At 61.2% G+C, this 22,612-nt stretch carries 22 protein-coding genes; 10 read left to right on the top strand and 12 right to left on the bottom strand.

The features are described 5' to 3' along the window. Positions 1 to 14 precede the first annotated feature (14 nt). From PL597_RS02370 to PL597_RS02355, 4 genes are all read left to right on the top strand, one after another. The gene (locus PL597_RS02370; RefSeq protein WP_271364526.1) at positions 15 to 941 is read left to right on the top strand and encodes a DUF58 domain-containing protein; all 927 of its coding nucleotides are present in this window, start codon (positions 15 to 17) and stop codon (positions 939 to 941) included. After that, entirely contained in the window at positions 938 to 3,748 is a 2,811-nt protein-coding gene (locus PL597_RS02365; protein WP_173989880.1) for a DUF4159 domain-containing protein, read from the top strand. The genes PL597_RS02370 and PL597_RS02365 overlap by 4 nt, the downstream gene beginning before the upstream one ends. A gap of 1 nt (position 3,749) precedes the next feature. Next, on the top strand, positions 3,750 to 5,834 hold the full coding sequence (locus tag PL597_RS02360) for a hypothetical protein (protein WP_137410770.1): 2,085 nt from the start codon (positions 3,750 to 3,752) through the stop codon (positions 5,832 to 5,834). Between the two features lie 89 nt (positions 5,835 to 5,923). Continuing rightward, complete coding sequence (locus PL597_RS02355; protein ID WP_137410771.1) at positions 5,924 to 6,337, top strand: GNAT family N-acetyltransferase; 414 nt, start codon at positions 5,924 to 5,926, stop codon at positions 6,335 to 6,337. Between the two features lie 18 nt (positions 6,338 to 6,355). On the opposite strand, the gene PL597_RS02350 is transcribed toward PL597_RS02355, so the two are convergent. Beyond that, on the bottom strand, positions 6,356 to 7,309 hold the full coding sequence (locus tag PL597_RS02350) for a LysR substrate-binding domain-containing protein (protein ID WP_271364525.1): 954 nt from the start codon (positions 7,307 to 7,309) through the stop codon (positions 6,356 to 6,358). Positions 7,310 to 7,397: 88 nt separating this feature from the next. Between PL597_RS02350 and PL597_RS02345 the strand changes: the two genes are divergently transcribed. Beyond that, on the top strand, positions 7,398 to 8,363 hold the full coding sequence (locus tag PL597_RS02345; RefSeq protein ID WP_271364524.1) for an MBL fold metallo-hydrolase: 966 nt from the start codon (positions 7,398 to 7,400) through the stop codon (positions 8,361 to 8,363). Between the two features lie 59 nt (positions 8,364 to 8,422). Here PL597_RS02345 and PL597_RS02340 read toward each other — a convergent pair whose 3' ends face one another. Then, complete coding sequence (locus tag PL597_RS02340; protein WP_271364523.1) at positions 8,423 to 9,736, bottom strand: MFS transporter; 1,314 nt, start codon at positions 9,734 to 9,736, stop codon at positions 8,423 to 8,425. 124 nt (positions 9,737 to 9,860) lie between these two features. Then, positions 9,861 to 10,430 (bottom strand): GNAT family N-acetyltransferase, encoded by a 570-nt coding sequence (locus PL597_RS02335; protein ID WP_271364522.1) that lies wholly within the window; start codon positions 10,428 to 10,430, stop codon positions 9,861 to 9,863. A 295-nt stretch (positions 10,431 to 10,725) separates the two neighbouring features. On the opposite strand from PL597_RS02335, the gene PL597_RS02330 reads away from it, so the two are divergent. Beyond that, positions 10,726 to 11,718 (top strand): glutathione S-transferase family protein, encoded by a 993-nt coding sequence (locus PL597_RS02330; protein ID WP_077981558.1) that lies wholly within the window; start codon positions 10,726 to 10,728, stop codon positions 11,716 to 11,718. Between the two features lie 15 nt (positions 11,719 to 11,733). Here PL597_RS02330 and PL597_RS02325 read toward each other — a convergent pair whose 3' ends face one another. Continuing rightward, positions 11,734 to 12,210 carry an NUDIX domain-containing protein gene (locus PL597_RS02325; protein ID WP_202048244.1) on the bottom strand — a complete coding sequence of 159 codons (477 nt, stop codon included), beginning with the start codon at positions 12,208 to 12,210 and terminating at the stop codon, positions 11,734 to 11,736. Between the two features lie 81 nt (positions 12,211 to 12,291). Here PL597_RS02325 and PL597_RS02320 point away from each other — a divergent pair, with 81 nt between their 5' ends. After that, entirely contained in the window at positions 12,292 to 13,257 is a 966-nt protein-coding gene (locus PL597_RS02320; protein WP_271364521.1) for a metallophosphoesterase family protein, read from the top strand. 43 nt (positions 13,258 to 13,300) lie between these two features. On the opposite strand, the gene leuA is transcribed toward PL597_RS02320, so the two are convergent. The 4 genes from leuA to PL597_RS02300 all read right to left on the bottom strand — a co-directional run bounded on the left by leuA (position 13,301) and on the right by PL597_RS02300 (position 17,035). Next, the gene (gene leuA, locus PL597_RS02315; RefSeq protein WP_077981555.1) at positions 13,301 to 15,010 is read right to left on the bottom strand and encodes a 2-isopropylmalate synthase; all 1,710 of its coding nucleotides are present in this window, start codon (positions 15,008 to 15,010) and stop codon (positions 13,301 to 13,303) included. Between the two features lie 317 nt (positions 15,011 to 15,327). Further along, positions 15,328 to 15,570: a type II toxin-antitoxin system BrnA family antitoxin gene (brnA, locus tag PL597_RS02310; RefSeq protein ID WP_020808480.1), complete on the bottom strand. Its 243-nt coding sequence runs from the start codon at positions 15,568 to 15,570 to the stop codon at positions 15,328 to 15,330. After that, the gene (locus tag PL597_RS02305; protein ID WP_142911745.1) at positions 15,527 to 15,820 is read right to left on the bottom strand and encodes a BrnT family toxin; all 294 of its coding nucleotides are present in this window, start codon (positions 15,818 to 15,820) and stop codon (positions 15,527 to 15,529) included. Before PL597_RS02305 ends, brnA begins: the two co-directional genes overlap by 44 nt. A 36-nt stretch (positions 15,821 to 15,856) precedes the next feature. Further along, a complete protein-coding gene (locus tag PL597_RS02300) occupies positions 15,857 to 17,035 on the bottom strand; it encodes a benzoate/H(+) symporter BenE family transporter (protein WP_269826241.1) in 1,179 nt (392 codons plus the stop codon). 277 nt (positions 17,036 to 17,312) lie between these two features. Between PL597_RS02300 and PL597_RS02295 the strand changes: the two genes are divergently transcribed. After that, positions 17,313 to 18,395, top strand: a complete 1,083-nt coding sequence (locus PL597_RS02295; RefSeq protein ID WP_077981553.1) for an esterase-like activity of phytase family protein — start codon at positions 17,313 to 17,315, stop codon at positions 18,393 to 18,395. A 73-nt stretch (positions 18,396 to 18,468) separates the two neighbouring features. On the opposite strand, the gene PL597_RS02290 is transcribed toward PL597_RS02295, so the two are convergent. The 3 genes from PL597_RS02290 to PL597_RS02280 form a co-directional block, all read right to left on the bottom strand. Beyond that, positions 18,469 to 19,113, bottom strand: a complete 645-nt coding sequence (locus tag PL597_RS02290) for an NrsF family protein (RefSeq protein ID WP_271364520.1) — start codon at positions 19,111 to 19,113, stop codon at positions 18,469 to 18,471. Beyond that, positions 19,110 to 19,625 carry a sigma-70 family RNA polymerase sigma factor gene (locus PL597_RS02285; protein WP_162520318.1) on the bottom strand — a complete coding sequence of 172 codons (516 nt, stop codon included), beginning with the start codon at positions 19,623 to 19,625 and terminating at the stop codon, positions 19,110 to 19,112. Before PL597_RS02285 ends, PL597_RS02290 begins: the two co-directional genes overlap by 4 nt. Positions 19,626 to 19,862: 237 nt before the next feature. Next, a complete protein-coding gene (locus PL597_RS02280) occupies positions 19,863 to 20,444 on the bottom strand; it encodes an ATP-dependent Clp protease proteolytic subunit (RefSeq protein ID WP_271364519.1) in 582 nt (193 codons plus the stop codon). 235 nt (positions 20,445 to 20,679) lie between these two features. On the opposite strand from PL597_RS02280, the gene PL597_RS02275 reads away from it, so the two are divergent. Then, entirely contained in the window at positions 20,680 to 21,270 is a 591-nt protein-coding gene (locus PL597_RS02275) for a HupE/UreJ family protein (protein ID WP_271364518.1), read from the top strand. Between the two features lie 100 nt (positions 21,271 to 21,370). Continuing rightward, positions 21,371 to 22,117 carry a DUF2076 domain-containing protein gene (locus PL597_RS02270; RefSeq protein WP_271364517.1) on the top strand — a complete coding sequence of 249 codons (747 nt, stop codon included), beginning with the start codon at positions 21,371 to 21,373 and terminating at the stop codon, positions 22,115 to 22,117. 24 nt (positions 22,118 to 22,141) lie between these two features. On the opposite strand, the gene queF is transcribed toward PL597_RS02270, so the two are convergent. Continuing rightward, a complete protein-coding gene (gene queF / locus PL597_RS02265) occupies positions 22,142 to 22,606 on the bottom strand; it encodes a preQ(1) synthase (RefSeq protein WP_137410785.1) in 465 nt (154 codons plus the stop codon). Positions 22,607 to 22,612 lie beyond the last annotated feature (6 nt).

The raw sequence follows: 22,612 nt of genomic DNA, 5'->3' as shown, positions 1-22,612 counted from the left end.
CGAAAGGACGGCATGTGGCATCCATCGGCCAGATCGTAGACAAGACGCCGGGTAGCGAAGTTCTGGCGCGTGCACGCCAGCGCGCCGCCCTGGTGCCGGACTGCATGGTCGAGGCAAAGCGCATCGCCAACACCGTTATCGCCGGCTGGCACGGCCGCCGCAAGCGCGGCATCGGCGAAAATTTCTGGCAGTTCCGCCCCTATGCCGAAGGTGAGAGCCTGTCACGCATCGACTGGCGGCGCTCGGCCCGCGACGACCACACCTATGTGCGAGACCGGGAATGGGAAGCGGCCCACACCATCTGGCTTTGGGCCGACATGTCGCCGTCTATGATGTTCAAATCCACCCTTGGCTCTGTTTCAAAGGAAAGCCGGGCGCTGGTGCTGATGCTGGCACTTGCGGAAATCCTCGCGCGCTCGGGTGAGCGCATCGGTTGCCCCGGCATCATGGAGCCTGTGTCGGCCAGAAACGCCGCCGAACGACTGGCCGCCGCCATCATGCACGCGCCGCTGACCACTGGCATGCCGGAAACGGGCATGATCCGCGGCGCGAGCGACATCGTGCTGATCAGTGATTTTCTCGATGATGCACAGACCGTGATGGAGCGCATTTCGCCGCTCGCGCGGCGCGGCCTGCGCGGTCATGTGGTGGAAATTGCCGATCCGGCCGAAGAGACTTTTCCCTATTCCGGCCGCACCGAATTCACCGATCCGGAAACCGGTGAAAAACTGGTGTCGGGCCGTGCCGAAACCATTCGCGAGGATTACACCCGCGCCTATCTCGCAAGGCGTGAGGCTCTGTCCTCCTCGTTGCGCCGTCTCGGCTGGAACTTCGTGTTCCACCGCACCGATCATCTCGCCTCCGAGGCGCTCGTCGCCGTTCACATGTATCTTTCCGGCGCGCCGGCACAGGGCGGTGGGCAAGGCGGTGGCCGTCGATGAGCGCATTGCCTTTCGTCTTCACCAGTCCCTATATCCTCTTCGGCCTGCTGGCGCTGCCCGCCATCTGGTGGCTGCTGCGACTGACGCCGCCGCGCCCCAAGGCGGAAGTGTTTCCGCCGCTGAAGATATTGGCGACGGTGCTGAAACGCGAGGAAACGCCCTCGAAAAGCCCATGGTGGCTGACCCTCCTGCGCATGGCGCTCGCCGCCGCCGTGATTTTCGCGCTCGCCGATCCGGTGGTGAACCCGCGCAACAACAGCATTGCCGGGAGTGGCCCGCTGGTGCTGGTGGTTGACAATAGCTGGGCCTCCGCGCCAGACTGGGAAAGACGCGTTGCAACCGCTGAGGCCCTGATCGGCGATGCGGAACGGGCCGACCGCCCCGTCTCCATCAGCTTCACCGCCGATGCAGAACATGACGCTGTACCGGGAACGGCAGGCGTTGCACTGGAAAAGCTCGCCGCAGCAAAGCCGAAGCCGCTCGTGCCGGACCGCGTGCGCACGGCAGAAGCCATCACAGAGGCGCTGAACGGCACGCCCCCCGGCACGCTCGCTTATATCGCCGATGGCGTTCAAACCGCGCAGGATGAAAGCGCACTGAGGACGCTCGCCAGCCTCTCACCCGCCGAATTCCGCATTGTGAAAGGCGACGGCAAGGCGATCAACGCCATTACCGGCGCCAGCAACAATGCCGATGCCATGAGCGTCACACTGTCACGGCTCGACACGGCCGAAGCCGCCCGGCTGACCGTCAATGCGCAGGACAGCCAGGGCCGTATCCTCGCCAACGGCATCGCAAACTTCGCGCCCGGCGCGGCCGAAACCACGGCGACGGTGGAAGCGCCCTTCGAACTGCGAAACGATTTCGCCCGTCTCTCCCTCGAAGGTGTTTCGACGGCAGGCGCGGTGCATCTTCTCGACGACGGCTTCCGCCGGCGTCGCGTGGCGCTGCTGGCCGGCGAAACCGGCAATGATTTCCAGCCGCTGCTACAACCGCTTTATTATATCAGCCGTGCACTTCAGCCCTTCGTTGATCTCATTCCGCAGCGGCAGGCCGATCTCGCGCAGGCGATCCCGGAAATCCTGCAATCCAATCCTTCGGTCATCGTCATGGCCGATATCGGCCGCCTGCCGCAGGAAACCTATGAGCCGATGCAAAAATGGCTTGCGGGCGGCGGCACGCTCATCCGTTTTGCCGGACCGCGCCTTGCCGCAGCCCCGGCCGACGATCCGCTGGTGCCTGTAACACTCAGACAGGGCGAACGCGCGCTTGGTGGCGCGCTCTCCTGGGCCGAGCCGCAGCCGCTGGCCGATTTCCCGAATTTCGGCGCTTTCGCCGGCATGCCGAAGGCCGATGGCGTCCTCGTCAAACGCCAGGTTCTGGCCGAGCCGACACCCGATCTGGCTGAACGCACATGGGCTAGCCTTGCAGACGGCACGCCGCTCGTCACCACCCGCAATGTCGAGGCAGGCCGCATCGTGCTCTTCCATGTCAGCGCCGAAGCGAGTTGGTCTGACCTGCCGATCTCAGGCCATTTCGTCGATATGCTGCGCCGTATCGTGCAATTGTCGAAGGCGGGCGGCGCTTCTGCCAACGCAAACGCCCCGGCCGCTGCCCTGCCCCCCTTCCGGCTGCTGACGGCCGAAGGCGCGCTTTCCGCCGAAATCGGCACTGCCCGGCCGCTGGAAATGCGCGCCGGCCAACCGCCCCGCTCCGGTTTCGACAATCCCCCCGGCCTCTATGGCACAGAGGATGGTTTCGTGGCTCTCAATCTTCTGCCGGCTGGCGCCACGCTTCGCCCGCTCGATACCTCGGTCGCCGGTGTCAACACCACCAGCGAAGCACTGATCGGCGAAACGGCGAAATCGCTGCGCCCGGCCTTGTTCATCGCTGCCTTCCTGATGCTGATTGCCGACAGTCTCATCGTGCTCTTCATGAACGGCGCCTTCGCACGCCTGCCGAAAGCCCGCAGCGCGACCGCCGCCACCGTGCTTCTGGCGCTCGGCGCCTTTGCCGCCATGTCTCCAACGGACGCCCGCGCCGACGACCCCAAACCCGGTGACGAGCAGATTTTCGAGCGGCTGGACACGACGCATCTCGCCTATGTCCGCACAGGCGAAGACGATGTCGACCGCATTTCCGAGCAGGGTCTCCAAGGTCTCAGCGAATTCCTGACCTGGCGCACGACGCTAGAACCCGGCCAGCCTGTCGGACTCGATATTTCCAAGGATGAATTGTCCTTTTATCCCATCATCTACTGGCCGGTTTCGGCCTCCGCCCCGATGCCGTCTAGCGCCGCTATATCGCGCATCGATGCGTATATGCGTGCCGGTGGCACCGTTCTGTTCGATACGCGCGACCAATTCTCCTCACTCGACACCGGCGCGACCAGCCCCAACGGCGAACGCCTGCAGGCGATCCTTGCCAATATCGACATTCCGCCGCTGGAACCTGTGCCGGAAGACCATGTTCTGACGCGCTCCTTCTACCTGCTCACCAATTTCCCCGGCCGTTACAACGGCTCACCGCTTTGGGTGGAATCGCGACAGGGAGCGGCGAAGACCACCTCCGGTCTCTCCTCCTCCGGCGATGGCGTGACGCCGATCATGATAACGGGCAATGATTTCGCCGGTGCCTGGGCCGTCGACGCGCAGGGCGCTCCGGTTCTGCCCACTGTGCCGCCAGACGAATTGCAGCGCGAACATGCTTTCCGCTCCGGCGTCAACATCATGATGTATATGCTGACCGGCAACTACAAGGCCGATCAGGTCCATGTTCCGGCACTTCTCGAACGGTTGGGGCAGTGACATGACATTGACCTTCGCCCCCTTCCTGCCGTGGATCGTGATTGCCGTTCTGGCTGTCGCCGCCCTTGTCCTCTCCTTCATCGGCCTGTGGCGCGGTGTCCGCGGCGCATGGCTGCGCGGGCTGGCGCTCGCCGCTTTGCTTGCCGCCATCGCCAATCCGCTTTTGACGCAGGAGGAGCGCGAACCGCTTTCAACCATCGTTCCCGTCATCGTCGACCGCTCGCAGAGTCAGGATGTGCAGGACCGGCCGCAAATGACCGACACCGCCCTGAATGCGCTGCAAGACCGGCTGTCCCGCTTCCCGCGCATCGAGCCGCGCATCGTGGAAGTGCGTGACAATGGTGAGAGCGATTCACCCTCGACGCAGCTTTTCTCGGCCCTTTCCTCCGCCGTTTCGGATGTCTCGCCATCCCGCGTCGGCGGCGCGATCTTCCTCAGCGACGGCCAGATTCACGATATCCCGAATGCCCTGCCCAATGCCGAACAGGTGCTGGGCTTCCGCGCCCCCGTCCACGGACTGATCACCGGCAAGGCCGATGAATTCGACCGCCGTATCGAGATCGTCCGCGCCCCGCGCTTCGGCATCGTCAACGAGGAACAACAGCTGACCTTGCGCGTCTTCGATGACGGTCGCCCCGCCGGCGGCGGTGCTGCGGAAGTGACGGTGAAGATGAACGGTGAGGAAATCGCGACGCTTCAGGCGACACCCGGCCAGCCGACGCCGTTCAGTTTCAAGGTTCCGCGCGGCGGCAACAATGTCATGGAATTTTCCGTCGCCGAGCTTCCCGGTGAAGTGACGGCTGCCAATAACCGCGCCGTTCACCTGATCGAAGGCATTCGCCAGAACCTGCGCGTGCTGCTCGTCTCCGGCGAACCCCACGCCGGGGAACGGGCGTGGCGTAACCTCCTGAAATCCGACGCCTCGGTCGATCTGGTGCATTTCACCATTTTGCGCCCGCCGGAAAAGCAGGACGGCACCCCGATCAACGAACTCTCGCTGATCGCCTTCCCCACCCGCGAGCTGTTCGTCGAAAAAATCGAGGATTTCGATCTCATCATTTTCGACCGTTACCAGCATCGCGGTGTGCTGCCGATCCTCTATTACGATTACATCGCCCAATATGTCGAAAAGGGCGGCGCGCTGCTGATCGCCGCCGGTCCGGAACATGCCGGGCAGGATTCGATCGCAATGACACCGCTCGCCTCCGTGCTGCCGGCGCAGCCGACCGGGCAGGTGCATCAGGCCGCTTTCTACCCGCGCCTTTCGGAAGCGGGCAAAAAACACCCTGTCACCCGTGGGCTGGATGGATCTGGCGCCGAGCCGCCGCAATGGGGCCGCTGGTTCCGCACCATCAGCGTCGACCCGCCGCAGGGCCAGACGGTGATGCTGGGCGACGGGCAGGACCCGCTTCTGGTGCTGAACCGCCAGGGCGAAGGCCGTGTTGCCATGCTGCTGTCGGATCAGGGCTGGCTCTGGGCGCGTGGTTATGAAGGCGGCGGCCCGCATGTGGCGCTTTACCGCCGTATCGCCCACTGGCTGATGAAGGAGCCCGAGCTTGAGGAAGAGGCTCTGACGGCGCGTGCCAATGGCCGTACCTTGCAGATCACCCGCCAGACTATCGGCGACGATCCCGGTCAGGCAAGCGTGCGTTTCCCTTCGGGCAAGACGGAGAACATGGCCTTCACCAGCACCGAGCCCGGTCTTTACAAAATCGAGCGCCGCATGGATGAAACCGGCCTGTTCGAGATCAAGAACGGCGATTTCACCACTCTCGTTCATGTCGGCGCGGTGGATGCGCCGGAATTCAAGGCGATGATCTCGACGACCGAAACGCTGAAACCGCTGGCCGATGCCACCAGGGGCAGCGTGCACCGGGTGGCCGATAGTTCCGGCCGCATCGCCCTTCCCGATATATTGCCGGTGCGCGGAGATATCAGGGTTGCCGATGAGGATCGCATGCTGATACGCATGACCGACGAGACGGTGCTGAAAGGCGTCAACACCCTGCCGCTCTTTGCCGGTTTTGCCGGGCTTGGCGCGTTGCTGCTTGCCTTTTCCGCGCTTTGGTGGCGTGAGGGCCGGTAAGGGCGTTTCCAGCGCAGAGCTTAAGACGATTCACGTCTCGGAACGGAAAACGGGAAACGGCTGCCGCCCGGCGGCCCGGGAAGATGAACATGAATTTCGTTTTGAGCGATGTCGCGGATGCAGAGGCCGAAAAGGCCATTCGCGATCCGCTGGTGGCCTATAATCTCGCCCGTTTCGGTGAAAGCGACAAACGTGAACTCAACATCACCATCCGCGACGACGAAAACATCGTCACCGGCGGCCTGGTGGGCCACACCGCTCGCGGCTGGCTTTACGTCCAGCTTCTTTTCGTGCCGGAAACCATGCGCGGTCAGGGCATAGGCCCGAAGCTGCTTGCCATGGCGGAGGCGGAAGCCAGAAAACGCGGCTGCATGGGCGCCTATATCGATACGATGAACCCGGATGCCCTGAGAACCTACGAACGCTACGGTTTTATCAGGATCGGCTCGCTCGGCCCCCTTTCCAGCGGCCAGTCGATCACCTGGCTGGAGAAGCGCTTCTAGAGCATCCACTAAGCGCCTCTAAGCGGCGATCCCCGATACCCCACCGTCGACCGTTCGGCCCATGGCCTCGCGGATTTGCTGGCGAAGCCACACGGCTCCGGCATCCGCGTCAGTCTGCAATGTCCAGACCATGGCGACGGGCGGGAAACTGAGCGTCAGCGGCACGGGGCTTATTTCCAGCCCCAGCATTGGCGCATAACGAAGGGCGATGCGTGAGGACACGGTCGCCAGCACCGCTGAGGATCGCGCCGTCGCCAGAACCGAAAGGAAATCCGGCGCAGCCGCAACGACATCGATTTCCAAGCCGCTCAGTTCCAGTGCATCCTTGATGCAGCCATGCAGGCTGTCCGTCTGCGATATGACCGCATGTTTGGCCTCGATATAGGCGTCCAGTCCCACGGGATTGGGCAGATCGAGCAAAGCCGGGTTGAAGCAGCACAGCACGCTGGAGGAATAAAGCGGTTCGCAACGGTGGCGCTGCTCCTTCGAATAGGTGCATCCAACAGCCATGTCGATCACGCCCGTATCCAGCATCGCCGTGATCTCCTGCTCCTGCCCGCTGCGGGCCAGAATGCGGATGCCGGGCGCGATTTCGCGCAGCCGCGCCGTCAGATCCGGCAAAAGCAACAGCTCCACCTCGCTAGACATGCCCAGCCGGAACGTGCGGCGCTCGGTGGCCGGATCGAACACATCCGCCGTCAAAACCGCCGCCTGCGCCTGCCGGAGCGCCTGCCGCACCGGGCCAGCCAGATGGAGCGCTCGCGCCGTCGGCTTCATCTCCTGCCCCACGCGGATAAAAAGCTCGTCCTGAAACAGCGTCCGCAGGGTGGAGAGATTATGGCTCATCGCCGGCTGCTGGATTTTCAGCCGCCGCGCGGCGCGCGTAACGTTCATCTCCTCCATCATCGCATCGAAAGCGATGAGAAGATTGAGGTCGAAGGAACGGAGATTGAAATGATCGATAGTTTGCATAAGTCACATCGATTTGATTGCTGACCTGTCTACACTTAGCTGGAGTGCGGAAAGTTTCAAGACATTCCTTCAACCCAGGAGTCCCCCAATGCCGTCACGTCGCTCACTTCTAAAAGGCGCCGCCAGCGCCATCTTCGCCGCGCCTTTTGTTGCACCCGCCGTCGCATTCGCCAAGGCGCCCCTTGCCGCCACACAGGCCCCCGGCTTTCATCGGCTGATGGTCGGCAAGGCGGAAGTCACCGCCCTCTCGGACGGAGTCATCGCGCTGCCACTCGCCAAGATTTACACCAACACCACACCGGAACACGCCTCGAAGGTCTTACAGGACGCCTTCCTGCCGGAAGAGACGCCTACCTCAGTCAATGCATTTCTCGTCAACACAGGAGACAGGCTGGTGCTGATCGACGCCGGCACCGGCGCCTATCTCGGCCCGTCCCTCGGAAGGCTCGTCGCCAATATTGAGGCCTCCGGTTATAAAAGCGCTGACATAGATGACGTTGTCCTCACCCATATCCATACCGACCACTCCGGCGGGCTATCGGCCGATGGCAAACGTGTCTTTGCCAATGCGACCCTGCACGTCAACGAGCGCGAAGCCGCCTTCTGGCTCGATGCGGCAAAGGCCAAGGCGGCCCCCGAAGCGCTGAAGAAGGGTTATGCCGAAGCGAAGGAGAGCATCCAGCCCTATATCGATGCCGGCAAATTCGAGACATTCGGCGATAATGCCGCGCCGGTTGCCGGTCTCGGCTCTGTCCTTTACGCCGGCCACACGCCCGGCCACAGCGCTATTGTTCTCGAAAGCGACGGCCAGAAAATCGTCTTCTGGGGCGATATCACCCATGGCGATATCCTCCAGTTCGATGAGCCGGATGTGGCGATCGAATTCGACGTCGACCAGAAGGCCGCCGTCGTGGCGCGTGATCTGGCGTTCCGGCAGGCGGTGGAAGGCAGATATCTGGTGGCTGGCGCACATATAGCCTTCCCCGGTATCGGCCATGTGCGCACCGACAGCACCAATTACGATTGGCTGCCGGTCAATTATACGGCGCTCTAAGGGGCGAAACAGCCTGGCCTGATCCTCAACGGGTCAGGCCTTTGCGCGGGAACGACGCGTCAGGTCAGCGCCACCTGCCGCGTTTCCGCATTGATCATCGTCGCGGCAATGGCGGCAAGCACCAGCAGACCGGCGAAAATGCCGATTGCGACGCCAAAACCCTGCGCTATGGCATAGCCAAGCAGAGACGGCGCCAGCAGGCCGCCCAGCCTTGCCATGGCGCCCGCAGCCCCCATGCCGGTTGCGCGCGATTCGGTCGGGTAAAGCTCCGGCGTAAAGGCGTAGAGCGCGCCCCAGGTGCCGAGAAGGGCAAAACTCATGATCAGCAGCGAAGCGGCAATCATGACGCCGCCGACCGCGAGTGTGAACAGCAGGCAACCGAGCGCCGAGAGCAGGCAAAAACCGATCAGCGTCGGCTTGCGACCCCATTTTTCAACGCCATAAGCGGCAAGCGCATAACCGGGGATCTGCGCCAGCGCCACCAGCACCAGAAACCCGTAACCGCGCACGAAACCGAAACCGTCACCCGCCAGTTTCGCCGGCATCCAGGTGAAGACGCCGTAATAGGAAACAGAGACGAGGAACCAGATCGCAAGGATCATGAGGCTGCGCTGCCTGAGCGCCGGTGAAAATATCCCCTGGCCCTTAGCCACATCAGGCTGGAAAAGCGCCGTCCCGGCATCGAGCGGCGCGCGCCCATTCGTCACCAGCATGCGGTTGACGACGGCCTTGGCTTCCTCCAATCGCCCGCTGCGCAGCAGGTAAAGCGGCGATTCCGGCACCAGAAAACGTAAGCCCAGACCCAGAACGGCCGGGAACGCCGTCACGGCAAAAATGTAACGCCAGGCGTCGGCGACACCGGCAAGGCTCGCGCCCCAGGCCGCCAGCGCCACGATCAGCGTGCCGACAGCCCAGAAACCCTCCAGAAAGACCAGCCAGCGGCCACGATTTTTGGCGGGCAGGAACTCGGCCATCATCGCATAATCCACCGGCAGCGTGCCGCCCACGGCGGCACCGGTGAGAAAGCGCAGAACAAGCAGGATGGTAAAATCAGGAGCGAACACCGAAAGCACACCGAACAGCCCATCGCAGGCCACGGTGACGATCAGCACACGGCGACGCCCGTAACGATCCGCCAGCCGCCCGAAGCCGGCAGCACCAAGCAGCATGCCGAAAAAGAACGCCGTGCCGGTCTGCAGCGCCTGCGGCACCGTCAGCCCGAAGGTTGCGGCAATCGAGGCGGCGGTGAAGCCGACGGCGAGAACCTGCATGGCATCCGCGGCCCAGACGAGGCCGAATATGCCCATCAGCCGCCGCTGATAGGCGCCTGCGCCCGCGCGCTCCAGCGCATCGTTCATGGTGATAGCCGTCATGCCCCGCCCCTTTGCAGAAATCGACTTTGACTTGCTATCGTATAGGGGAAGGAAACGGAATTGAATTCTGTGGAGGGTTTGCACGGTTGGAACGAAATGCACGCCGCAACGATAAACGAACCCCTCAGCCGTAAACCCTGAGCGGCTCCTCAAAACCCTCATCTGCCGCCATGGCGGCCGGCATGACGGCCTGGCAGTTGCGCCAGCCGATCTTGCCCTTCAGCCGCTGATGCACGTCGTCTCCAATTGGCACCACCAGCACCCGGCTCGGGTCCACCGGACCCGGAAAATCGAGCGCCGCATAAGCGACCTTCTCGAAACCGAGCGGCATATAATAGGGCGGATCGCCGATCAGGATTACCGCTTCCGAGCCGTTGCGCCGGGCGGCGGCAATGGCGATCCGGACGAGTTCCCGGCCGATGCCCTTGTTCTTGTGCGAGGGCCGAACGGCAAGGGGCCCGAGCATATGGCCCTTCACCCCGCCGGCCAGAACCGGCGTCATGCGCACCGAAGCAATCGTCTCGCCATCATCGGCGCAGACGAAGGACAGCGACCGGTCATGCGGCCCCTGCTCGCGGATGCGCGCGGCCGCACGGGTATGCCGGCCGGGACCGAATGCTTCTTCGTTGATGACGTCGATGATGGCGTCGTGCGACGCGTCCTCGATGAGGTAGACAAGATCGTGCTTGGACATGAAGAGACCGAAACTTCCAGAATACGGATGCGACAATAGATGACGGCTGCGCCGGTAAGGGCGTTCAGGAGCGTCAGCGTCGTCGGAGCATCCGTGGTTCGATCATAATCAAAAATTTCCTCAGAATTGTGAAAATCGCAATTATCAGGAAAATAACGGCCCGTCCAGAACAAATCGCTACGCCGTGCCATTCCCGCTATGCGAGGCGGAAACGCATTGTTCAATACCTGGCGGGTTCGCGCCTGACCGTGAAACGGGTAGGATCGGCCACAAGGAAACAACCAAGGAGATCATCATGGGTATGCTCGTGGAAGGCGTATGGAAAGACGTCTGGTACGACACCAAGGAAACCAAGGGGCACTTTAAGCGCAGTGCCTCGCAATTCCGCAACTGGATTACAGCGGACGGCGCACCCGGCCCTTCCGGAGAAGGCGGGTTCGAGGCGGGGAAGGACCGTTACCACCTCTACGTCTCCCTCGCCTGCCCCTGGGCGCACCGCACCCTGATCTTCCGCAAGCTGAAGAAGCTGGAAGACCTGATTTCCGTCTCCGTCGTCGATCCGCTGATGCTGGAAAACGGCTGGGAATTCAAGCCTGAGGGCGAGCGCACACCGGGCGCGACCGAGGATCACCTCTTCGGCTCCTCGGCGCTCTGGCAGGTCTACACCAAAGCAGACCCCAAATATTCGGGGCGTGTCACCGTGCCAGTGCTGTGGGATAAAAAACGCGGCACCATCGTCTCCAATGAATCGGCGGAAATCATCCGCATGTTCAACGTGGCCTTCAACGATCTCACCGGCTCGCAGGCCGATTATTATCCTGAAGCACTGCGCTCGGAAATCGACGCACTGAACGAGGTAATCTACGACACCGTCAATAACGGTGTTTACAAAGCCGGTTTCGCCACCACGCAGGATGCCTACCAGCAGAACGCCGTAAAGGTATTCGAAACGCTGGATATGCTGGAGGACCGCCTGAAGGATCGACGTTTCCTGTTCGGCGCGGAGCAGACGGAAGCGGACTGGCGGCTATTCACCACGCTGGTGCGGTTCGATCCTGTCTATGTCGGCCATTTCAAGTGCAACATCCGCCGCATCCACGACTATCCGCACCTGACGGCTTATCTGCGCGATCTCTACCAGACGCCGGGCGTACCTGAAACGGTCGATATGCGCCACATCAAGGAACATTATTACCGCAGCCACCGCACCATCAATCCGACCGGCATCGTGCCCGTTGGCCCGGAACTGGACCTGACCATGGCCCATGGCCGCGAGGCCCTTGCCTGACGGGAGCGATAGCCGCTACCAGTAGTCGGCAATCGCCGCTTTGCCGGAAAGTTCGGCAAGGCGGCGGCGGGTGGCGGGTGTCACATTTTCCGGCAGGTCTGAGAGATCGAAAAAACCGCTTTCAGTGATTTCATGATCCGGTTTTTTCGGCGTGGTCTGGGTGACCTGAAGCCGGTAGAGCGCCACATGATCGCGGTTACTGCCTTCCAGATTGAGGTAGACATGCAAAAGCTCCGGCTTCGAGGAAGCCTCAAGATTGCCTTCCTCGCGAATTTCCTTGTGTAATGCCGCGAGCAGGGTTTCGCCGCGTTCCACCCCGCCGCCCGGCAGATACCAGCCGGGCAGATAGGTGTGCCGCACGAGAAAAATCCTGCCCTGTTCATCGTAGCAAGCGGCGCGCACGCCAAGGGTTGCACCGCGCGTGAACAGGAAAACGAAATGCAGAATGCGGATCAGCAGGCGCGTGTGGAACGGGCGGGCGTCCCGCCGCATTGTCTCATCACTCACTCTGGTTTCTCCCCGTCGGCAGGCTTTTGTTGGACGTGTGGCATATCATAGGTTATCTCTCCCGCCATGTTCAAACTTGCGCATATTTCAGACGTCCATTTGGGGCCTTTGCCGAAACTCACTTTCCGGGAACTTGCATCGAAACGGATCACCGGTTTCGTCAACTGGCATCGCAACCGCCGCAAGCATCTCTTCACCGATACGCTTGAAAAGCTGCTCGACGATCTCGAGACAAAATCGCCGGATCATCTGGCTATCACCGGCGATCTCGTCAATCTTGCGACCGGCATCGAAATCCGCGCCGCCGCCGACTGGCTGGAGGAAGTGGGCGATCCCGAAAAGACCTCCGTCGTTCCCGGTAATCACGACGCCTATGTGTCCGGCGCGCACGACAAGGCCATGCAGGCCTGGTATCCTTACGTGCGCGGTGATGGCGACCCTGCGGAATGGGATGATGACCGCAAGATTTTCCCCTATATGCGCTTGCGCGGCCCCGTGGCGCTGATCGGCTGCTCCACCTCCATTGCCACACCGCCCTTCTCCGCAACGGGATATTTCGGTAACCGGCAGGCCCGCGCCACGGCGGGACTCTTAAAAAAAGCCGGTGAACAGGGCTTGTTCCGCGTGGTGATGATCCATCATCCGCCGATCCGGGGTGCCACTGCCGCCCACAAGCGCATGTTCGGCGTTCGCCGTTTTGCAGCAGCACTTGGCGTCGGCGGTGCGGAACTGGTGTTGCATGGGCACACCCATTTGAACACGGTTTACTGGCTGAATACACATCACGGGCTGGACCATATCCCCGTCGTCGGCATTTCCTCCGCCAGCCAGGGGCCGGGCGGCGAAAAACCGCGGGCGGCCTATAATCTCTTCAACATTTCCGGCGGTCCCGGTACCTGGAACGTTGCCTGCGAACGGCATAGCCTCAACGAGGCCGGCACGGGTGTGGCGCTTGAGGATATCAGGGTGTTTTATGAGAATGGTAGGCCGCTTGGGTTTTCGCGTCCTGCGGAGCAGAGTCCGGAGGAGTAAAGCGACGGAGGGTGGGGGGGGTAAACCCACCCTCCAAGCAAGCTCACTTCGCCCGCTCTTCCAACACCCGGTTGGCCGCCGAAACGATTGCCTCCAGCGAAGCCGCTACGATATTCGTGTTGATCCCCGCGCCGAACAACTTACCACCCGGATGCTCCATCTCGACATAGGCGATGGCCGAAGCATTCGAGCCATGCTGCAGTGAATGCTCCGAATAATCGTTCACCGACAGATCAACCCCAAGATAAACCGACAGCGCATTGATGAACCCGTCGATCGGACCCGTTCCCTTGCCCTCGATGCGCTTCACCTCGCCATTGTCGGTGATCTCGGCGGCGACGATGCGCACGCCCTTGAAATCGCCGGCCGGATAGGTGTGGTGATCCACGAACTTGATGCGCGCATTCGGCTGTGTCACGTAGCGCTCGATAAAACGCTCGTAGATGCGCTTGGCCGGCAGCTCGACACCCTCTTCATCGGTGATGCGCTGGATGTCCTCACGGAACTCCACCTGCAAATTGCGCGGCAGGTTGATGCCGTAATCCTGCTGGAGAATATAGGCGATACCGCCCTTGCCGGATTGTGAGTTGATGCGAATGATCGCCTCATAGGAGCGGCCGACATCCTTCGGATCGATCGGCAGATAGGGCACTTCCCAAACGGGGTGGTTGGCGACCTTGATCGCCTTCATGCCCTTGTTGATCGCATCCTGATGCGAGCCGGAGAAGGCCGTATAGACCAGTTCGCCCACGTAAGGGTGGCGCTCCGGGATCGTCATCTCGTTGGAATATTCGTAGACATCCTTGATGCGCTCGATATCGCGGCAGTCCAGCTCAGGATCCACACCCTGCGTATACATGTTCAGCGCCAGCGTCACGACGTCGACATTGCCGGTGCGCTCGCCATTGCCGAACAGCGTGCCTTCGACGCGATCCGCACCCGCCATCAGACCCAGTTCGGTCGCGGCAATGCCGGTACCACGGTCATTATGCGGATGCAGGGAGATGATGACGTTTTCGCGGTTGTCGATATTGCGGCACATCCATTCGATCTGGTCGGCATAGATGTTCGGCGTCGCCATTTCGACGGTCGAGGGCAGGTTCAGGATCAGCTTGTTGTCCGCCGTCGGCTTCACCACCTCGACCACGGCGTTGCAGATTTCCAGCGCCACTTCCAGCTCTGTGCCGGTAAAGCTCTCGGGCGAATATTCGAAACGATAACCGCCGCCAGCCTTCGCCGCCATATCGGTGATCATCTTGGCGGCATCGACGGCGATCTGCTTGATGCCATGCACATCCTTGCCGAACACCACGCGGCGCTGCAATTCCGACGTGGAATTGTAGAAATGGATGATCGGCTTGTTGGCGCCTTCCAACGCCTCGAACGTGCGGCTAATCAGCTCCGGGCGGCACTGCACCAGCACCTGCAGGGAGACATCGTCGGGCACGTTGCCCTCTTCCACGCACCAGCGGGCGAAATCGAAATCCGTCTGCGAGGCGGAAGGGAAACCGATCTCGATTTCCTTGAAACCCATTTCGAGCAGCAGCTTGAACATGCGTGCCTTGCGGTCGTGACCCATGGGGTTGACCAGCGACTGGTTGCCGTCGCGCAGGTCCACCGAACACCAGATCGGCGCCTTGTCGATGGTCTTACCCGGCCATGTCCGGTCGGGGATATTGATGGTCGGGTAAGGGCGATACTTCACGCTCGCGTCAGCCATGCCCTTGGAAATATTGGTGATCTTGCCGTCCATTTCGCTTCCTCCTTGCGCAGTCCGCGGGCGTCTTTCACCATCGGCGGATGCGCGGCCCTTCAGGGCCTAAATCCAGTATAAAATGAGATTTCGAGATGAGGAGCGTTTGCGCCAGCGGGCTTTCGGCCGCCGGGCGCTCCTCACTGGACCCGGCAACCGCGTGTAAGGTCGAGGCTAAGAAGCGAGAGTGCACCGCACGGCGAGGCCTTCGCAGAAATCTGCGCGCTCATGCCAAAAATGGTTGCGATGCTGTTGCTCATGGCGATGTGTATAAACAGCGGCTGGCGGCCTGACAAGTGATCTTGTGATGCGCAGGCTTATTTTGCTTGGCGGCCAGTCTCCAGCCTTTCAGCGATCCACAATTTGACAAGCGATTGCCGGGTCACACCGAGACGACGTGCTTCGTTGTCGAGATCGTTGACGACCCACGTCGGAAAATCGATGTTCACGCGCTTGGGTTCGATGTTCAGATGGCGCGCCGTCGACCAGTCGAGATATTCGCTGATGTCTTCGCCGTCATCGGCCATCCTGTCGAATTCTTCTGCGCTTATTGTCTTCATAATGATACCTCTCTAATTCTCGGACACGTCGCACGGAAATGATGCGAATACGGCCACCCCGCACTGTATGGACAGCCAACCACAACTTCTCCCCGAGAAGTGCGATGAGGGCGAACCGCTCTTCTCCAATATTCTGCGCTGTAACCGTCAAACCGTATTTATCGTGCCACAATGCCTGTGCATCGACAAAATCGATGCCGTGTTTGTCTTTATTGCCAGCGCTCTTTATCGGATCAAATTCGAATACCATAGGAATATAATATAAAAACTATACCATTTCCACCATCTAACCACGCTTCACCACCCGCTGCAACGCCATCATCAGCCCGCCACCGATCAGCCCCCAGAAGGCTCCGGAAATGCCGCCGAAGGAAAGGCCGGATGCGGTGATGAGAAAGGTAATGGCCGCCGCCTCGCGGGTTTCCGGCTCCCTGAAGGCTGCGACTGCGGAGCCGGAAAAGGCGCCGACCAGCGCCAGCCCCGCCACCGCCTGGATGAGGATGGGCGGCGCCAGCGCCACGAAGGCGGTGACCACGCCCGCCAAAAGACCGAAAATAATATAGCCGACACCGCCGATGATCGCCGCCCAGTAACGCCGCGTTGGATCGGGATGGGCGTCCTCGCCCGCGCACATGGCCGCCGTAATCGCCGCGAGATTGACCGCATGCCCGCCAAACGGCGCAGAGAGCAGCGAGAAAAAGCCGGTCGAGGCGAAAAGCGGTCCGGGCTGCGGATTGTAATGATTGACCTTGAGCACCGCGATACCGGGAATATTCTGCGAGGCCATGGTGACGATGAAGAGCGGCAGCGCGATGGAAACAACCGCGTGGAGACTGAAGACAGGCGTTACCCACTCCATCGGCGGCGTCAGCGATTGCGCCACGCTGTCCAGCGCACCCGCCGGAATGTCGACGCCGAAAATCATCACCAGCACGAAGGCGGCAAGGGCGGCGGGCACAGCGAACAGCCGTTTGAAGGCTCCCACCACGATCCAGGCAAGGATGATGGGCAATCCAAGCGCCGGGTTGAAACCGATCGCCTTGATGGGCGCGAAACACAGGCCGATGATGACGCCCGAAAGCATGGCGTTGGCAAGCGGCGCAGGAATGGAGGCGACAGCCTTTCCCAGCGGCCTGAATAGGCCCGCGATGATGATCAGGATGGCGCAGATGATGAAACCGCCGACGGCCGCCGGAAAGCCGCCCTCAATGACGCCGGTGGTCGCAAGCAGCGCAGCGCCCGGCGTCGACCAGGCGATGCTGATGGGAAGCCGGGTGGCGGCGGAAAGGATAATGGCGCAAAGCCCCATTGCTACCGAAAGCGCCATCAGCCCCGAAGCCGCCTCGAAATCCGTCGCACCGACAGCTTTCAGGCCCTGCAGCACGACGGCGAAGGAGCTGGCGAAACCGACAAAGGCGGTGAGGCAGCCCATGAACAGGCTCTGGACGGAAAAATCTTTCAGCATGAAGCACTCTGCGGCCTGCTGCCTGTCGCAAACAACCGCAACGGTCCACATTGGCGACAGGCAGAAACAAAACTGAAGCGTGACGCGCGAATCCGGGGATGGCGACACGCTCTGGATGAAGCGTGATTATATTCAGGATCAAAAAAGACGCCGCTTGGCAAGATGAGCCGCCAGACTTCAGGTACGGCGGAGCGGAAAACGTCATCAAAGTTTAGCGGCGCGGCGCTAATCCTGCCTGCATCACGACCGATCATGCACAACAAGAGGGACCCTTGCCATGCTCCGCACCGTCACCATCGTCGCCTGCTGTTTTGCAGCTCTGCCGGCCGTAGCCCAGACCCCGCCGCCACCGGCGTTTCTGGGCCAGATCGTCGTTCCATCGGGTCTTTCCATCGATGGCGTTACCTTCGGCGGCATTTCCGATCTCGCCTTTGACAGCGAAACCGGACGTTATCTCGCAATTTCCGATGACCGCGTGGAAAAAGGGCCGGCCCGTTATTACGAGCTGGAACTGGCCGTGACGGAAGGCGCCGCCACGCTCAACATCGCCGCCACGCGCGAACTGAAGGATGAGACTGGCGCCGCTTATGCGCCGAAGGGCATCGATGCGGAGGGCGTCGCGCTCGACCGCAAGGGCGGCAAGCTCTACTGGTCGTCCGAACGCGACCTGAAGAACCAGCCGGCTCTCTACGTCGCGGACCTCGACGGCAGCAATGTGAAGCGGCTGGAGCTGCCGGACGCCTATCTCGTCGACGACGCAAAGACCAAGGGCGTCCAGAACAACCTCGCTTTTGAAGGCCTGACCCTGATGCCCGGCCGGCTGATCGCCGCCACCGAAAATGCTCTCATCCAGGACGGCCCCAAGGCGACGCCGCAGGCGGGCAGCCCGGCCCGCATCCTCGTCATCGACACGGCGACGCTGAAGCCGGTCGCCGAGCACGTCTATGTCACCGAGGCAATCTCGAAGACGCCGACGGCCGCCGAGCCGAAATATAACGACAACGGCCTTTCCGCCATCGCCGCACTGCCGGATGGTCGTTTTGTCGCCGTCGAGCGCAATTTTGCCTCCGGCGTCGGCAACCACATCCGCTTTTTCATCGCCGACATGTCCCGCGCCGACAATATTCTCGGCAAGGACAAGATCGATCCGGCATCCGTGGCCGCCGTATCCAAATCACCCTGGTTTGAAATCAACGAAGGCGATTTCGGCCTCGATATCGACAATATCGAGAGCTTCGCCTTCGGCCCGGTGGTGGATGGCAAGCAGCTGTTCGTCATCGCCTCCGATGACAATTTCAACACGGGCAAGCAGTTCACCCAGTTTGCAGCTTTCGCAATTCCCGCCAACCTCAGTCAGTGAAATCCGCCAGAAGCGGAATGCCGGCTCTGAATCAGCTCAGGGCCGGCATCGGCAATTATTCCGAGAGGCGTCTTCACCAGCGAAGCAGACGTGAGCCGGCAAAAGCGCCGGCGATGCCGGTCGCCAAGATGCCAAGCGAATACCAGATCAACACGAAAGCCATGCCGTTTTCGGTGCAGAACCACGAATAGACCCAAGCTCCGGCCGCACCCGCGGCAATGCCTGCGGCAAATCCCGCAAGCGTGGGATCAGCGGGAGCCGAACGCTTGAGAACCGCAAAATTCGCCATAAACAGCGGCAGTGCAAAAGCAACGATGAAAAACGGGCAATGCAGCGCCGACGACCCGATAATAAGGGTGCTGTAGGTGCCGGGCACGGCAAATCCGAGTTGAACGAGCGCGATAAGCGCCATGGCGACAAAAATCAGCGCAAGCCACACAAACAGGAAACCCCGCTCGCCTTCCGGCCGCGCAAGCCGCATGACGGCGAAAAAGGCAACCGTGGCAAGAACGGCGTTATAGGCGGATTTGACCCAGAAACCCGGTTCGGTCATGGCGTCACTCATGTCGACGCGAAGCCCCAGAATGGCCAGCATCAGCACCAGCGAAAAGCCGAGCGCAGGCAAGACGGCGAACGCCAACCTCCGCTCCAGCGCGAAAGCGGCAACAGGTTTCAGATCGTCCGCCAGTTGTTCGATGATGTCTTCCGTCTTCTTCACGTGTCCCCCCGCAACTTTGCCGCCAGGACTTTCAGCGTTCTGTGAATACCGACCCTCGCCGCAAGCTCGGTCTGGCCGGACTGTTGCGCCGCTTCGGCAATTGAGTGACCTTCTAGCTTCACCCTTCGAATGAGATCCCGTTGCCGTTCCGGCAGTTCGTCGAGCAGCCGCTCCACATCCATGCGGGCTGTGACCGCGTCAACAGACGGTTCCGCCTCCAGCGTTTCATCAAGTTCGACTTCCGCCAACAGGCGCGCACCCCGGCCCCGATAGTGATCGATGAGCTTGTAGCGCGCTATCGAAAAGAACCACGCCGTGAAAGGTCGCGCACGATCATAGGTCTCTCGTTTGGCGTGAAGCGACAACAGGGTTTCCTGCACAATATCTTCGACATCGCCTCTGGCGGCGGCGGCCATGCGCCTGCCGTAATAGGCGATCAGCAGCCGTCTCAGGGCATGAAGCAAATGCCTGTAGGCACCTTCGTCCCCATCGAGGGAACGCAGCATCAGCATTTTCAGTGTCTCTTCCGAAGGGCTGCCTGTCATCGTCACTATCGGGTTATTCGCGCTCAGGAGGATATTGTTACATGGTGACTCAAAAAAAATCTCGCTCGAACTTGCCCTCACAAGCACGTGAAGATGTAACGGCCGGCCCAAGGCCTGCGACATGATGAAATAACACCGACCTTAAACGAAAAGCCCGCACCGGCTTCCACCGATACGGGCTTTCTCAACTGAAAAATCGAAAGCTCAGAGTTCCGATTGGCTCTCGACGATCTTGCCGACGAGGCCGTAATCCCTGGCCTCTTCCGCGCCGAGCCAATAATCGCGATCGATATCCTTGGCGATCTTTTCTTCGCTCTGGCCGGTGGCCTTGGAGAAGATCTTGATCAGGCGCTGGTTCATCTTGATGATTTCGCGGGCCTGGATTTCGATGTCGGAGGCCATGCCGCGCGTACCGCCGGAGGGTTGGTGCAGCAGGAAGCGGGTGTTCGGCAGGCACAGGCGCCGTTCCTTCGGCACCGAAACGTAAATCAGCGCGCCGGCGGAAGCGACCCAGCCCGTGCCGATCATATAGACCTTCGGCTTGATGAACTTGATCATGTCATGGATGGAATCACCCGATTCGACATGGCCGCCCGGCGAATTGACATATACGCGAATGTCGTCGTCGCTGGCGGCGGCAAGGGCCACGAGCTGCGTGCAAACCTTCTGCGCCAGTTCCTGCGTGATGCCACCATAGATGAAGATCGAACGCGACTTGAAAAGATTCGCTTCCGTTTCCTTGCCGATCGGCAGTTCCTTGCTCTTGTCGTCTTCGTCTTCGTTCATCAACGGCTCTCTCCAGCAAAATTCGTGCATGCCCTTCGGACATAGTGCGACTTGTTACGTAAGGCAATGAGCGAAAAAGGCAAGGTTTGCCCTCCAACAATAAACAGCACCACCGGCAGATGACGCATGGACAGCCTGTCTGCCTTCGCGATATCGTTGACGCCTCATTACAGCGCCGCCGGCTGCGGGAAGCCCAAGATCCCGTTGCGGGCGGTCATAATCTCAAGAGGGAACCATGCTGAAAAGACTAAGCCTCGCAGCCGCCGCACTGGGCGTTACCGCCCTGCCCGCTTTCGCCCATTTGAACCCGGAAGAACACGGCTCCTTCATGGCCGGCGTCTCCCACCCCTTCTTTGGTGCGGATCACATTCTGGCGATGGTGGCCGTCGGCATCTGGGCCTCGCAGATCGCCGTGGCGCAGAACGACCGCAAGGCGCTGTGGATAGTGCCTTCCGCCTTCGTCGGCACCATGGCCGTCGGCTTTCTGATGGCGGTTTACGGCATCGGGCTTCCCTTCGTCGAACCGGCCATTCTCGCCTCCGTCATCGGTCCCGGCCTGCTCGTTGCCATGGCGACAAGGCTTCCCACGGCAGCGGCGGCGGCCGTCGTCGGCGCTTTCGCGCTTTTCCATGGCCATGCCCATGGCGGTGAACTCGGCAGCGCCGGCGCGCTTCAATTCGGCATCGGCTTCATGATCGCCACCGCCATCCTGCATGCGGCCGGCATTGCGCTCGGCCTCGGCATTGCCCGTTTCGGCTCAGTAGCCAGCCGCACCGTCGGCGCCTTGACAGCGATTGCGGGTCTCTCGCTCGCCTTCGGCGGCTGACGATCATTACCGAAATTTAAAATTCGGGCCGCTTTGAAAAGCCGGAATTGAGGCCTACCTCCTTATCGTGGATTTTCGCTTCACGGTAAGGAGGCAGCATATGTCACCGGAAGAAAGTCAGCTTCTCAAGGGCCTGTTCGAAAGAACCAGGGCCGCATCCGCCACCCCGCGTGACCGCGAGGCGGAAACATTGATCGCAGACGCCGTGCGCGATCAGCCCGCGGCCCCCTATTATCTCGCCCAGGCGGTCATCGTTCAGGAAAAGGGACTGGAAGCGGCCGCAGCCCATATCAAGCAGCTCGAAGACCGTATCCACGCGCTGGAAAGCGGCAATAGCGCCCCACAGGCCGCAGCGCAGGGCGGCTTTCTGAGTTCCATCTTCGGAACCGGCCAGTCACAGCCGCCAGCACCGACACCCGTCCCTGCCCCGCAAGCCTCATGGCGCAACGATACCGCCGGCCAGACGGCGGGTCCCTGGGGATCGCCCGCAGGCCAGCAACCCGGCGGCCCCTGGAGCCAGCAGCCCGCCGCATTCGGGCGCACATCAGGCGGTGGTTTTCTACAGGGGGCGCTCGGAACCGCCGCGGGTGTCGCCGGCGGCATGCTGCTCGCCAATTCGTTGAGCGGCATTTTCGGCGGCCACATGTCGTCGCTCGGCCTTGGCTCTCCCTTCGGCGGCAATAGCGGCATCGGCAACGCGCCAGTCGAGGAAACCGTCATCAACAATTATTATGGCGACAGCGCCAGCCCGCAAAACAACGACGATGACGATATCCAGCAGGCCGATTACGACGATAACGTCGACGATGCGGATTTCGATTCAGGCGACGACGGTTCGTTCGCCTGAATCATCGATCCCGACAAAGCCGGATCAGCCGCGACCGCGATAGGTGGGAACGCCCTGATCCGGCAGCCACACACCTTCAGGCGCCGGTCCGGTCTGCCAGAAGACGTCGATCGGAATGCCGCCACGCGGATACCAGTAAGCGCCGATGCGCAGCCATTTCGGCTGCAGCAGCTCCACCAGCCGCTTGGCAATATAGACCGAGCAATCCTCATGGAATGCGCCGTGGTTGCGGAAGGACTGCAAAAACAGCTTCAGCGACTTGGATTCCACCAGGAAATCACCCGGAATATAGTCGATGACGATATGGGCGAAATCCGGCTGGCCGGTCATCGGGCAAAGCGATGTGAATTCGGGCGCAGTGAAGCGCACGACATAATCGGTGCCGGCATTGCCGTTCGGCACTTTTTCGAGCACGGCCTTTTCCGGGCTCTCAGGCGTATCGACCTTCGTGCCCAGCTGCGACAGGCCGGAAACATCCGTCACGGACATGGAAAA

Source organism: Agrobacterium sp. ST15.13.013 (assembly GCF_027956525.1).
Classification (GTDB): domain Bacteria; phylum Pseudomonadota; class Alphaproteobacteria; order Rhizobiales; family Rhizobiaceae; genus Agrobacterium; species Agrobacterium salinitolerans.
This window is presented reverse-complemented; position numbering and strand designations above follow the sequence as displayed.